Source organism: Pedobacter cryoconitis (genome assembly GCF_014200605.1).
Taxonomy (GTDB): domain Bacteria; phylum Bacteroidota; class Bacteroidia; order Sphingobacteriales; family Sphingobacteriaceae; genus Pedobacter; species Pedobacter cryoconitis_B.
In genome coordinates this window covers 185,315-199,203 of sequence record NZ_JACHCE010000002.1, presented here as the reverse complement: position 1 = coordinate 199,203, position 13,889 = coordinate 185,315, and the positions used below count along the sequence as shown (strand labels likewise).

Sequence of the window (13,889 nt, the reverse complement as noted above, 5' to 3'; positions counted from 1 at the left end):
TTCAATAAATTAATCCTAGTTTTATACTAAATACTAAAACAGTATACGGTTCAGAATGGGTAATAGAAAGCATATATCTTCAGTAATTGCAGGCACAGGAAGTTACATTCCGGAGAAAATAGTTTCAGGCGATTCATTCCTGAACTCAACTTTTTACGAAAACGGGCTCATTCTTGAAAAAGACAACGCAGATATTATCAGTAAATTCTCTGAAATTACTGAGATCATAGAGCGTCGTTATATCGATGATAACCTGCTAAACAGCAACATCGCTGCAATTGCCGCACAAAGGGCTTTGGATGATGCTAAAATTGATAAAGAAACATTAGATCATATTATAGTCTGTCATAATTTCGGCGATATTCATCATGGAAGTAACCGTATGGATATTTTACCTTCACTTGCTGCTAAAGTTAAACAGCAGCTGGAGATCGTCAATCCTGATTGCGTTTCCTACGATATTATATTTGGATGTCCGGGATGGGTACAAGGTGCAATACAGGCCAATTACCTGATCCAGAGCGGCGATGCCAAACGTGTTCTGGTTATCGGCTCAGAAACATTATCCAGAATTATAGATCCGCATGACCGTGATAGCATGATATTTTCGGATGGAGCGGGAGCAGTGGTTTTCGAAGCCGTTGAAGATGATCAGCCGATTGGTATTATTGCGCATAAAACGCAAACATTTGCTGGAAATTTCGCTTCTCTGTTATACATGGCTAAAAGTTGTAATCCAACAGCAACAGATGGCAATACTTATATGAAAATGAACGGGCGCAAGCTTTATGAGTTTGCTGTTGTCAATGTTCCTCATGTCGTAAAAATGGCTATAGATAAAGCAGGATTGAGTATTGAAGATATTAAAACTGTCTTCATACACCAGGCAAACGGCAAAATGGATAATGCCATTATGAAAAGACTGTTCAAATTATACCATAAAGATTCTGTTCCTGAAAACCTTGTTCCAATGACCATTTCCTGGTTAGGTAATAGCTCTGTTGCAACTATCCCTACCTTACTGGATCTTGTTTTAAAAGAGAAGGTTGCAGGTTATAAAATAAAAACCGGCGAATACGCAGTCTTTGCTTCTGTAGGTGCAGGAATGCATATTAACGCCTTCGTATATAGATTTTAATTGCCCAGTTTTCTCAGGCCATCTTTGGCCTGGGTTTCAATACTGTTCTCATATTCATGATTTTTCATATTGATTGCCTGGTTAAAGCAAGCTTTAGCCCTGGCATCATTATTTTTCTTTGCATATATCTTCCCCATATTCAGGGCCGAAGTAGCCGCATAATAATACTTTAAATTCTTCCCGAAATTTATTGCATTCTGATAATACTGCAAGGCATTTTCATCTTTATCGAGCGCGTCATAGATCCGCCCCATACGATAGTAATATTCCACTTTATCTTTTACAGACTGATAACCTGAAGCACTCTCACCTGCTAACACCTCTAAAGCTTTAGCATAATATCCACCATCAAATAATAACCTCGCTTTTAACAGGCCCGCCTCAGGGGCCGGAGCGCCTGCTTCATTTACAGCCTGTTTATCTTTCTCGGCATACGTATAGCCACTACTCTTAACTTTAGCAATATAACCTCTATAAGCCCCTGTATCGCCATTTAACAGCGCTACCCATGACAAGTGCAGGTTCGCATCTTTAATGTAATTGACGCCTTTATTCAAAGCCAGGAATCTCTTGAAATTATTTGAGGCTGAATAATCAAGTTTATTCAGCTTTGCCGTACCCATTAAAAGCTCCAGATAAGGGAATGGCTGATAACCTTCTCCTGCAGGTCTTTTCGCTAAAATAGCAATCGCTTCCTCATTGTGACCATTGCGGGCACAAACATAAGCTTGTAAATAGGCCTTTAACAAGCTGTTGTCAGTTATCCTGGCTGTATATTTCATAGTTTTAGCATATGCATCAGGTGAATGGATTACATCCGATAAAACATAAGAATAATAAAATACGACTTCTTCATAAAATGGCTCAAATGCAGAGCGGGGCAGGTTTTGTGCAAGCTTATCCAGCATAACCAGTCCCTTTTGTACATCTCCTTTTACCCCAAAAGTCGAAAGTGTACTTTTCAGCATGCCATCCGGCAGGTTTCCTAAAAAAACGTTAATCAGCCCAAGGCCTTTACCGTTCAAATGGAATCCCGGAAATTTCTTACTATTCTCCTGCAACAGACTGTTAGCCTTCTTGATTTCCCTAGCAGCAGTAAAATACTCGCCATAGCGGCTTCTCAATAAAGCCCATTGCAAATTAATCTCTGCCTGTGCATATAAGTAATATGGAGACTTTTCGTCATCATCCTCCAGCTGACTTAATCTCCTGGATTTTTCATCTTTCAATCTGTCAAATTCCTGCTTGCTTTCTACGGTGATCAGATAAAAATAATCCGCATAGTTTTCCAGCAGAGGCACTATAGCGTTTTTAGGGTGTACATTCTTTTCTGCAGCGATCAATTGTTTGGCCGCATTGATCTTAAGCTCAAAAATCAATTGATAAGCTTTTAAACAATTTGCATTAAAATCGAAATTTGCGTGTACCGTACCGGGAAGGACTAAAAACAAAGGGAAGAGGCAATATCTAAACAGGAGGGTCAGTTTCCTTTTGGCAGGCATATTAAATATTTCTATATGGTGAATCCATAAAAACGACAAATGGTATGTTATTGTTTTAAATTCAGGAATTTTCTGCATAAAAAAAACGGTCAGATTACAATCTGACCGTTTTTTTTATGCTTCGCAATAATTTTATCTAATTATGCAGGTACATTTTCTAATGTTAATGCTTCATCAACTAAAATCCTTCCGCAATGCTCACATACGATGATTTTTTTACGCTGACGAATATCCAACTGACGCTGAGGCGGGATCTGATTGAAACATCCTGAGCAAGAATCACGGTCAATAGTTACAACAGCAAGACCGTTGTTCGCGTTTCCTCTTAATCTTCTGTAAGCAATTAATAATCTTTCTTCAATTACACCTTCAGCTTTCTCAGCTTTTTTATTTAAACCTTGTTCGTCTTTCTCAGTTTCAGAAGTAATTGTTTGAAGTTCACCTCTTTTAATCTCTAAATCATTTTTTCTTGATTCAAGATCAGATAAAGCTTTCTCATAAACTTCAGTTTTTGTAGAGATATCAAATCCGTATTCTCTGATTTTCTTTTCACAAACCTGAATTTCAAGAGATTGGATCTCTACTTCTTTTGTTAAAGCATCATACTCACGATTATTTTTTACTTCTTTTAACTGAGTATCATATTTTTTAATCAAAGCCTGAGCTTCTTTGATCATATTTTTACGTGTTACAATAGCATCTTCGGTTTCATCCAATTCAGCTTTGAATTTTTGTATACGCGTTTCCAATCCCGCTACCTCATCTTCTAAATCAGCCACTTCCATTGGCAATTCACCACGAATCTGACGTATTTTATCAATTTTTGTATGAAGGGTTTGTAATTCGTATAAAGCTTTCAGCTTTTGCTCTACAGTTTGTTCCATTAAATGAAATAATTTATGGGTATGGGTATAATTATATTTGACTAAATGTCAGTTATTTAACTGTTTCTTAGCTTTTGCACAGATTCAAAATGACACTTAATATCCTAAATTATTGGAATTAATTATCATATAGTCTATTGCTAAAGCTTGCAAAGATAAGTATTATATTTTCTTTCAGCCATACAATTTGCTATTAATCTGCTGATTGGCTTTTAATTAAATATTTTATCCCCTGTATTTGAGCTGATCTGCCTTATTTTAACCTCCCTTTTAAGTCTTCACTCGCTGTACTGCGTTGTTTACCACCAGCTCCGTCTCCACCAAAGCGATAACTGAAAGATAAAACTATCGCACGGCTGTCGGGCCTGCTATGGCTATAGGTAGCAATATTTCCATAAGCCGCAGACTGTTTAATCTGTCTGCTCTGGAAAATATCATTCACCAAAAGCTTTAAACTTGCTTTATCCTTCAATATATCCTTTTGTCCACCTGCCGAAACCATGTAATAGGATTGCGTAGTAAACACGCCCGAAATTACTTTAGTCTTATACAATCCGCTAAGCTCCGCTTTCCAGCCATTTCCCAGTTTAAAAGTATGCTGCGAATCAAATGTAAAACTTGTCCCTTTAATACTTTCTTCCTCTTTTTGACCTGCAATTGAGAAGTTATTCCTGAAAAGATTGACAAACTGTGTGCCTGTCCACCACTTCGTAAAATCTACTGTAGCAGTAAAACTAATCCCATAATTTTTGAAAGTAGCCAGATTTTCAGGACGCTGAAATGCCAGCTCACTATTTCCCCCTAAAAGGCTGCTGATTACATCTGTACTTGAATTATAAGTCAGCGTCGTATAATAACGGGAACGGAAGCCATAACCAAATTCAAATGCATTCACAATCGAAGGACGTAAATAAGGATTTCCCTCTTCGTAAGAAAAAGGGTCTGTATAGACCCTGAAGGGGTTCATATCCCAATAACCAGGCCGCTCAATACGCCTGCTATAGCTTAATTGCAATCTGTTTTGATCATTGATCTCCTGCGTCAGAAATACACTTGGAAATAATTTAAAATAACTTCTCTTCACTAAAGAATCCGTCGTGAGCTGATGCCCTTTTGTATAGGTATATTCTCCCCGCAGACCTGCCTGTATACTCAACTTCCCAAAATCTTTTTTCAGATTGATATAACCTGCCTGAATTTGCTCCCGGTAAATAAAATCATTACTTGTAGAATAATCAGGCACATAAACACCGTTTTGTAAGGTATCATATTTTAAATTGTTAACCATACGAACCATACTTCCTTTCCAGCCAGCTTCCAGTTTGCCAAGATTTTCAACGGGTAAAGTATAATCTATCTTCGCTACATAAATATCATTGTCAGAAGGAAGATCACCTATGCGTGATTTTTTAGCGGGCAAAACTCCTCCGGGATACACACTAAACCTCGTATCCAACTGCTGATCCATTTTAGAAAAATGGGAAACATAGTCCAGATCTACACTCAGTTCATGACCCTTATCATTAAAAAGATGCTTATAATTCATATTATAAAGCATATCCGTCCAGCGCTCTTTTCCCGTTGTACTAGTATGTGCATCCCATAACAATCCGCCGGTTTCCCGATCAGACAAACGATTGCCCGTAGATTGAATTGTCGGATATTTACCAACCCCGCCATTCACAAGAAATCCCAGAGTATTTTTTTCATTCAGAAACAGGTCCATTCCAACCTGAAAATTTTGAGAGCGCAACTTTGCTTTTTCATCCATCTGCTGAAACGAGCTGTTATACGGACTTTTTCCCGCAGCCATTCCATCACGGTAAAAATCCCGTTTCACTTCATTTGAGCCTTCTAAATCCTGATAGAAATAGTTGTAATTTCCAAAAAGACTTACCTTTTCTGCTCTATAATTAAGACTCGTTCCTCCTCCAAAACGAGCAGCCCTTCCGGCGCCGCCATTCGCAGAAACAGTCCCATTCAAACCTGTTTTAACACTCTTTTTCAAAATAATATTAACAATACCTCCATTACCCGCAGCATCAAATTTTGAAGACGGGTTTGCCATAATTTCAATTCTGGAAATCGTATTTGAGGCTGTCCCCCTTAACAGATTTGCCAATTGGTTTCCGGATAAATAAGTAGGCTTACCATTAATCATCACCATCGTGCCCGGTCTGCCCTTTAAACTCAGCTCGCCGCTTTCACTTACGGTCACGCCTGGTGCCTTATTTAACAATTCCAGTGCAGTCCCTCCTTCGGCCATGATGCTATTCTCAACATTCATGACCATCCGGTCGAGTTGTTGTACAATAGCTGCTTTATTTGCTTTAATCTCTACTGTATTCAATGCCATCTGATCTGAAAGCATACTGATACTTCCAAGATTAGAAATCAGACTTGAACCATTCAATTCAAGAGGTTCGCTATTATAATGCTGATACCCGATATAGCTGATCCTGACAAAATATTTACCTTTTGGAACATCAGAAAGATTAAAGTAGCCTGTCGAATCACTCACTACAGCCTTTACTTTCGTAGAGTCCGAAGCCCTGAGTAAAAATATGCCAGCATACCCAACAGGTTTCTGCTGCTCATCAGTCAAACGACCTCTTACCTGGTGTGTCTGGGCATTTATTTGAGCACATAGGAAGAAACTTAATAAGGTCAGGATAACTTTCATACCGTTAATTTTTGTTTTTTATTCGTTTTTTTTCTTTTACCCCACCAGACGTAAAACCCTGTAACCGGTAAACTGGCACAGATCAGGCTAGTGATAAAAGCAATGATTTTTGTAAAAAGGCCTCCAATAGCCCCAACATGTATAGCATAATTTGATTTCCGGAGCCAGTCTGCAAAAGCAAGATCCGAGAGACGTTTGCCTGAATAGGGCATAGGCTCAATTGTAGTTGGATTAAAATAAAGATCTCTCCAGCTGCCATTATGCATATCTGTACAGGCATAAATAGCCTCATCATCATGATCAGGAATAGAAACAATAATGGCATTCTTTTCATGCACTGCCATTTCCTTTCTCACTTTATACCAGACCTTATCTGAACTGTAGACAATAGGATTTGGTGCCGGCATTAATTTAACTTCCGTCTGTTTCTGCCTTTTAGGCATACTGTCACCACCACTTAACCAGTAAATACTTTTTGAAAACCAGGAAAAGCTCATAATTAGCCCCGTACAAGCCAGTATAACGGCAATTAAAAGAGAATAAAATCCCAGTACATTATGAAGATCATAATTGAGTCTTTTGAACTTAGCATCCCATTTGATTTTAAAACTTCTGTTGATATTCGTTTTACTCCATTTTTTCGGATACCATAAAATGAGCCCGCTGATCAGCAGTAAGAAGAAAATAAAAGTTCCCCAGCCAACAACAGCTTTACCAATTTTTCTGCCCATCCACAGGTTGCGGTGACCTTCATCTATGAAATGAAAAAAAGCATCATGGTCAGCAACAGCAAGCACTTCGCCGGTAAAAGGGTTTACATAAGCTGTAGAATCAGAATTAATGGTCACATGAGCAGATTTATCCAGTCCATGATACCAGATACTCACTGCTTTTTTACCCGGCAGTGATTTCGCTATACTGTTATAAATCTCAGAAGGAGGGAGATATTTACTTTCCGCTTCTGGTTTTACAGTCAGATAGGGGAAAAGCAAATTATTTATTTCCTGTTCAAATACTAATATACAGCCGGTAAGGCTGACAATAACGACAATAATACCTGAAGCAAGCCCCAGCCACAAATGGAGCCAGGCATTGATTTTTTTGAACATCTAAAGAACAGTTTAAAAAAAAAGGGCCGCTTACACCTGGTAATGCGGCCCAACAAAACACTATATTTTAATATGTTAATTTCGAAAAAGCGGTTACGCTGGCTGCGCCTTCAATATGAATTCCTCTTTTTGCCGTTCCATTCTCTGCATTAATAATGTAGGCATAGTATTCACCTGCATCGTCTTCCATTACATAATTGATTGTTTTACCGTCAGTTTCAGGATAAACAATCAATTTAAAACCACCAAATTCATGTGCAGGAACTCCTGTAACAGGTGTAACCGTATTATTAAATACATCGGCAATAATCATCTTGATTTTTCCTCCGGTTACCCCGGCGCTGGTGTAAACCGCCATCAGGAATTTACCTTTACCAATATATTCACCCCTGCAGATTTTTGATCCTGCAGCAGCCTCAATATTAAAGAAATATGATTTATCGAATTGTCCTGCTCCTTTTTTGATACGGACAATACCTGATGGTTTTGTTGACATTCTTTTATCTCCGTCACCCGATGCGCCGGACCATGCATAAGTGTCTCCGTTCTCGATTTGCTTAAGTCCTTGCTGACTGCTCCAGTCTCCGATAAAACCGGTACGGTCATCCCCGATTGTTTTTTCGTATTTCATCTCAGGATAACTGAAAACAGCCACCCATGTACTGTCTAAACTACCATATTCACCTTCGTAAACTCTGCCACCCGGCGTATGTTTAAACTTATAGTAAGGAAGATACATTTTATTATCTACTTCAAATAAACCAGTCCATACAGCATTAAAGCCCGTTCCGGTTATTTTTTTCAAATCGGTTGTACTTCTTCCGGCAAGCTGAAGATTAACAGCGTCAAAACGATATAACTCACCTATACCACTTGAACGCGGGTCACCACCGCCTACCCAGAAATCATTACCCACTTTACCAGATACACCTGTACGGAAAGTAGTTACTGACCTTCCGGCCTCAATTATTTTACCCTGGTCATTAATACGGAATGGCCTTACAAGTCCCTGTTCATTATAAGCCTGAGCAAACACTGTATTATTTTGAACGATAAAAGACCAGGCGTCTACTTCGACACCATTATTAGTGGACGAAACTCCTCCTTTGGTAATATCATCTGCACTTACAATATATGTTGCTGCAGCATCGCCCTTTCCGGTATAAACAAATACATATTTTGAACGAACTGGTTTCTCCGGGTCTACAGGACCTACAGTTCCCGGCGTATCTGAAGTATTATTCTTGCTGCAAGCACCTAATAATACAGCCATTCCTAACATGCCTGTTATTAAAAAATTAGTAGTTTTCTTCATTGTTTTATTTGTTTAATTATTAAAAGCTGGTTAAAAAATCTGATTCAAAAGGACATACCTGATCAGGAGCCTCTTTTTTTAGAAAAATAATAGCGGAGTTTAATGTTAAAAGACCGGCTGGGCTTTTGTAGAGCATAATTATCAAACACATTAGAATCCGTTAAATTCAGACATTCTACTGCGATATTATATTTTCCCCCGCTCATTGAATAAATCATATTGACATCATGGGACCATTGCGTTGGCACATCCATTTTACCACCTTTCTCTCCCTGGCCTGGCCAGTACAGATAGAACTTATTGACATACAACAGGTTATAACCTAAAGTAAGCTGATTACCCTTTTCCAGTACATTACTGAAATAAAGGCTGGCGTTTGCATTCCCAAAAAGATAGGGGGTATTAGGAATTCTATCTCTGTAAAGGACACTTCTTATTTTTGAAAATTCGCCATTCTTCAATTTTTCGAATTCATTATCATTCCTTAAATTCTGATAAGTGAAATTGGTATTCAACGTAAATAACTGTTTATAAGCATAGCGAATTTCTGCGTCAATCCCACGATTAGTTACTTTCCCTATATTCTCAAATACGCTCAGATAGGTTCCGTTACTCCCTCCGGGCAACACCCTGGCCCGGATATAATCATTCGCATTACGGAAAATATAATTAGCCTGTATCTGAAAGAAATGTATTTTATCTATTTCCGCAGTATAAGTGGCTCCAATGTTAACATTATCACTACGCTCAGGCATGAGTTCAAGATTTGCAACAGTGGTATACACATTTCCAAAAACCTCTTCATTATTTGGCAAACGATAAGATTTTTCATACGAAGCTTTAAGCTGAATGCTTTCTGTTAAGAAATAAGATCCGGCAAACCCATACCCTAGTTTAGATAAATCACTGTTTCTTGAAAGTATAGTATATACCTTTTCTTTAGTCTCTTTGTCAAGGCCGCTAACCACGTCATTACTGGCGATGTACTGATCATATTTTTTGGTAAATGCTGTAAAATTCAATTTTTCATTCAGGTTGAAGCGATAACCCAATCCCAAAATGTTCTTCCGGGAAATTTGAGGCTGTTTATCCTGGAGATTTTCCGGGTCAAAACGATTCAGTCCTTTTCTGCTGAAGGTGGAAAATTGTTCATTAAGAGAAAAAGAATGCTGTTCATTCAAGTTGTAATTCAGTCCTGCATTAGCTAAACCACTATGATCTTTAAATTTAAAATCGGCCAGTTTAACTTCTCCGTCAACAGCGTCAGGTTTACCACGGTATCGGGGTTGTGAAGTTCCATCCCAGGTAAATGTTCTTGGAACAGTGTCTACATTACGTCCTTCTCCAAAGTTAAAATTTCCGTTTACCCTTAAATCCAATCCTTTGACAAACAAATCTTTCTTCACATATTTCAGGGTAGGCTGTATTGTATTTCCAGACTTCCATCTTGCGCCAAATACATCTTCCATCCTGTTTCCGACTTGTATATCTGCCTTATTTTGTCCCAGAGTAATACCAATCAAAAACTGGTCAGCATATTTTTTTCCAGACACGCCAACATTAGCAATTACGGTTTCATTATGATACTGATCATGAAATCTGCGTACTCTTTTTAGCGTATTTACTCCGGTTATACTGTCTGTTACATTTCCGGTTACCCAATAATTATTGTCGGAGTAGTTCTGGAAAGCATTTAATTGTACTGTAAAACCAGATTTGGCTGTATAACCAGCATTAACAGAGCTTTTATGCGTGTTGAAAGAACCATATGAATAAGATGCATCGACATAAGTCCTTGGATCTGTATTGGTCACAATATTTACAGCGCCCCCCAATGCATCTCCGCCAAGCCATACAGGAACAACGCCTTTATAAACTTCTATCCGGTCAGCAAAATTTACCGGGATATTATTCAGCTGAAAAGAAGATCCAAAATTCTCCATTGGTATGCCGTCCAGAAAGAATTTCACCTGGTTACCAGAAAATCCATTCAAACTAAATGTCATATCCGATCCCACACCACCAGATTCACGTACACGGGCACCAGAAACCCTGTTCATCACCTGTCCAAGATCCATTGTGGTATTATGAAGCATTTTTGCATCAATGGAGATCACATTATAAGCCTGTCTGTTCGTCTTCTGATTCTTGCTGAAACCAAGAATAGCAACCTCATCAATCTCTCTTGCTTCCTGTTTAATCTTAAAACTAACTGTCAGCACTTTTTGATCAGTGACCACCAGGTCTCTTTCAGTTTTAACATGACCAAGCGCATGAATTTTAACTTTATAAGTTCCCGCGGCCAAACCAGTAAAACTGAATTCACCTTTTCCATCACTAACAGTTGTTTTATTGAGGGGTAATAGCTGAATATGAGCGCCTGGAATGGCTTCCGACTGGTCATTAAATACAGTTCCTTTAATCGTGCCGTTCTTGCCGCTCTGGGCCTGAACAAAAAATATCAGGGCGCACAAAATACCCGTCAGAAAAATTTTCTTAATTTGCATTGCTTTTAAATGATAACGATTTAGAGGTAAACCCCATTTGGGGATGAGTCATACAGGTACGAACTGTATGGCTCTTTTTTATTCTTTTCTACATAATTAACCGCCGGTTTCCCTGCTTCTACTTATACTATTATCATAAGTCGGGTATTACCCCTACGGCTATTTAGAATAATTTTAAATAAAATGGGATAAAGATTTTAATCCGCTAGCTTATCTATACGGATTATTTGTCCATTTACAGTTGCACCACGCTTAAGTATCCCCGAGCGGAGATTGTAAATCCAGATTTGACTTTTATCATTTTCCTGATATACAGACAGGTAAGCATAATTTTCATCAGCAGTTACATTCATCAGAAAATCAAGAAGAACCGGGGGCATAACCAGTTTAATTTTTTTCTGTCTGCGCAGATCAACTAACTCATAATGCGAAATTCTTTTCATCATATAATCATCAAACTGAATAATCTCTGCAGACTCCACGACTTTTGTAATGGCCAGTCCATGCCCAAGATTATAAAGCGTATATGCTTCTTGTCCGCCATGATTCCCCAATTTGAACATATAGCCCGGATCAAAGCTTTTATCGCCCTTATTCAGCCTTAAAATGGCTGAAGGGGCAGTAGGATGGTTACCAGTCCTTCCACCAGGCTGTCCCAATACATAAACCGTATCATTTAAGACCAGCGAATTTGAACTCCAGATATTATAACTTCCCGGCCAGGTAGTCCGCTGATCAGAAAAAGTTTTTTCCAGTTCCAGTGAAGGGTATTTAAATATAGCCGTATACACAGCATCATCGGGTGGGGTGACATGCTCCCTCATCAATCCCTTTTGAAAAGTATAAAACACAAAAAGCCTGTCTTTAACAAACTGCGCAGACATTCCCGTATAATTTACGCCCTTTGGTGCTGGTGGAACAGCCAATAAACCATGCCTTAATATTTTCATCTCTTTCAGATCTATGACTGTAAATCTGAACTGCTCCTCTACAACACTTCCCATTAAAATAGTATGTGCATCTATCCGGTTCACCCAACTTGAATAAGGTTCCCAGGGAATCGCTTTCATATCAATAGTTTGTTCCAGTACCAGCCCCTCAGCCGTTGCACGATATTTAAGGAAGCTATGATCGGAACCATCCATTAAAAAATAGCATTTATCATAAATTGCGATAGTCGTACCCGGCACATTTACCCCTTTATATTCAGCTATTCCTTTATCCATAGCATAAACAGGCACAAAGCGATTTGCATCTTTCACCTGATCATAGACTATCAGTCCATATTTAAAATCCTCTTTTTTCTTATTTCCCTCACAGGAAGCAAAAAGAAGAAAAATAAATAAAAATCTGATACGATTCAGAAGCCGGAAATCAGTAGATAAATATCGGTTCATTTAAATCTTTTAGAGGCCAAAATCTCTCTTCATATTGATCGCCAGGACGGGCGGCATATCCATGAGATTGCGGTTTTCGACCATAACCAGTTCATCTGCTTTAAAAAGATAATGTGCAAGGAGATAAGAACGGCCTTTGCGCAAAAAAAGCTTCTTAGACAATACCTGCCCCTCATTATTTTTAGATAACACAATGATTTCCTTATCAGCAGAAGTAGTATTGCTTAACATCATATTTCCAGAAAAGCTGAGATCAAGCGTATCATTTGACTGCTGCGCCAGTTTTACCATCCCATTATGCCCCAGTCTGATCCGCAAACCGCCAAATTCTCTTTCCATTGCCGGTTTAGAATGATCATAACGGAAAACCATCAATTGATTAGTATTACCCTTGTTCTGAAAAGCGAAAAAGCAAAATATAGCCACCAAACTTGCCGCAACAGTCATTTTAAGTATCCGGTTCTTATAAAGCTGTGAATAATCATGTTTCAAATTCAGGGCACTGATCTTAGACCAGGCTTCAGCTTGTGAAGGAATATCCCCGGCAGTCAATTCTTCAGCATCAAAATCATCAGCTTCCCCCTCCATCCATTTTTCATAGATTTCCAGTTCTTCGGCAGAAGCATTGCCCGATAAACATTTTTTTAATAATTCCGGATTCATATATTGGCCTGCTGATTATAATTATCACAACCCACCTTTATCCCCTATGCCTGAGCAGATAAAGACTGTTTTTTTTAAGATAAAGGATATTTTTCAAGTCCTTTACGGATAAATTTCAGTGCTTTTGTCAATTGATTTTCAACCGTTTTTTCAGAGATCAGCAGATTCCCTGCGATTTCCTGATTGTTTAATCCCTTTTCCCTGCTTAACACATATACAGCCTTGCAGCGTTCAGGCAGACAATCCACCAATTTATCAATATCTTCTCTTAAAAAACGGTAAAGAACTTCCTGTTCCGTATGGTTATTATCCCCAATTGTTTGCCTTTGCAGCAATTCATCCATCTTTTTTGTTTTACGGACTTCATCACTGTAAATACGGCTGATGCGGAAACGCACTGCACGGACCAGATAATTTTCAATCGTATCTTCACTCAGCAATAAAGTATCTTTGCGTTGCCATATAGAGGTAAAAACTTCCTGTACTACACCTTCAGCGCGGTAAACATCACCAAGATATTTATATCCCAGCTGATATAGCTTTTTCCAATAGCGTTCATAAAGATGAAAGAAAGATACTTCATCAATTTTAAGCTGACTTGTTAATTTATCAGTAGACTGTTCAGACACGATCCTTACGATTTAATCGCCAAAGGTAAGATAATTTAGAACGATTCAAAACTGAGGTCCGG

Annotated in this window: 10 protein-coding genes; 1 reads left to right on the top strand and 9 read right to left on the bottom strand. The window is 38.5% G+C overall.

All coding sequences use genetic code 11. The features are described 5' to 3' along the window. Positions 1-55: 55 nt before the first annotated feature. A complete protein-coding gene (locus tag HDE68_RS06905) occupies positions 56-1,138 on the top strand; it encodes a 3-oxoacyl-ACP synthase III family protein (RefSeq protein WP_183880334.1) in 1,083 nt (360 codons plus the stop codon). On the opposite strand, the gene HDE68_RS06900 is transcribed toward HDE68_RS06905, so the two are convergent. The 9 genes from HDE68_RS06900 to HDE68_RS06860 all read right to left on the bottom strand — a co-directional run bounded on the left by HDE68_RS06900 (position 1,135) and on the right by HDE68_RS06860 (position 13,827). Beyond that, positions 1,135-2,640, bottom strand: a complete 1,506-nt coding sequence (locus HDE68_RS06900; protein WP_183880332.1) for a tetratricopeptide repeat protein — start codon at positions 2,638-2,640, stop codon at positions 1,135-1,137. The genes HDE68_RS06905 and HDE68_RS06900 overlap by 4 nt on opposite strands. Positions 2,641-2,780: 140 nt before the next feature. Next, the gene (locus HDE68_RS06895) at positions 2,781-3,524 is read right to left on the bottom strand and encodes a zinc ribbon domain-containing protein (protein WP_183880330.1); all 744 of its coding nucleotides are present in this window, start codon (positions 3,522-3,524) and stop codon (positions 2,781-2,783) included. Positions 3,525-3,777: 253 nt separating this feature from the next. Beyond that, positions 3,778-6,207 carry an outer membrane beta-barrel family protein gene (locus HDE68_RS06890; RefSeq protein WP_183880328.1) on the bottom strand — a complete coding sequence of 810 codons (2,430 nt, stop codon included), beginning with the start codon at positions 6,205-6,207 and terminating at the stop codon, positions 3,778-3,780. Continuing rightward, positions 6,204-7,316 (bottom strand): PepSY-associated TM helix domain-containing protein, encoded by a 1,113-nt coding sequence (locus HDE68_RS06885; RefSeq protein ID WP_183880326.1) that lies wholly within the window; start codon positions 7,314-7,316, stop codon positions 6,204-6,206. Before HDE68_RS06885 ends, HDE68_RS06890 begins: the two co-directional genes overlap by 4 nt. A gap of 67 nt (positions 7,317-7,383) precedes the next feature. After that, a complete protein-coding gene (locus HDE68_RS06880) occupies positions 7,384-8,631 on the bottom strand; it encodes a DUF4374 domain-containing protein (RefSeq protein WP_183880324.1) in 1,248 nt (415 codons plus the stop codon). Between the two features lie 62 nt (positions 8,632-8,693). Beyond that, positions 8,694-11,138: a TonB-dependent receptor gene (locus tag HDE68_RS06875; protein ID WP_183880322.1), complete on the bottom strand. Its 2,445-nt coding sequence runs from the start codon at positions 11,136-11,138 to the stop codon at positions 8,694-8,696. Positions 11,139-11,335: 197 nt separating this feature from the next. Continuing rightward, positions 11,336-12,535 (bottom strand): hypothetical protein, encoded by a 1,200-nt coding sequence (locus HDE68_RS06870; RefSeq protein ID WP_183880320.1) that lies wholly within the window; start codon positions 12,533-12,535, stop codon positions 11,336-11,338. A 9-nt stretch (positions 12,536-12,544) separates the two neighbouring features. After that, positions 12,545-13,198, bottom strand: a complete 654-nt coding sequence (locus tag HDE68_RS06865) for a hypothetical protein (RefSeq protein WP_183880318.1) — start codon at positions 13,196-13,198, stop codon at positions 12,545-12,547. 74 nt (positions 13,199-13,272) lie between these two features. Beyond that, positions 13,273-13,827 carry an RNA polymerase sigma-70 factor gene (locus tag HDE68_RS06860; RefSeq protein WP_183880316.1) on the bottom strand — a complete coding sequence of 185 codons (555 nt, stop codon included), beginning with the start codon at positions 13,825-13,827 and terminating at the stop codon, positions 13,273-13,275. Positions 13,828-13,889 lie beyond the last annotated feature (62 nt).

Coding starts and splice junctions, on each gene's coding strand:
- HDE68_RS06905 (WP_183880334.1), top strand. CDS start 56: ATGGGTAATAGAAAGCATATATCTTCAGTAATTGCAGGCACAGGAAGT.
- HDE68_RS06900 (WP_183880332.1), bottom strand. CDS start 2,640: ATGCCTGCCAAAAGGAAACTGACCCTCCTGTTTAGATATTGCCTCTTC.
- HDE68_RS06895 (WP_183880330.1), bottom strand. CDS start 3,524: ATGGAACAAACTGTAGAGCAAAAGCTGAAAGCTTTATACGAATTACAA.
- HDE68_RS06890 (WP_183880328.1), bottom strand. CDS start 6,207: ATGAAAGTTATCCTGACCTTATTAAGTTTCTTCCTATGTGCTCAAATA.
- HDE68_RS06885 (WP_183880326.1), bottom strand. CDS start 7,316: ATGTTCAAAAAAATCAATGCCTGGCTCCATTTGTGGCTGGGGCTTGCT.
- HDE68_RS06880 (WP_183880324.1), bottom strand. CDS start 8,631: ATGAAGAAAACTACTAATTTTTTAATAACAGGCATGTTAGGAATGGCT.
- HDE68_RS06875 (WP_183880322.1), bottom strand. CDS start 11,138: ATGCAAATTAAGAAAATTTTTCTGACGGGTATTTTGTGCGCCCTGATA.
- HDE68_RS06870 (WP_183880320.1), bottom strand. CDS start 12,535: ATGAACCGATATTTATCTACTGATTTCCGGCTTCTGAATCGTATCAGA.
- HDE68_RS06865 (WP_183880318.1), bottom strand. CDS start 13,198: ATGAATCCGGAATTATTAAAAAAATGTTTATCGGGCAATGCTTCTGCC.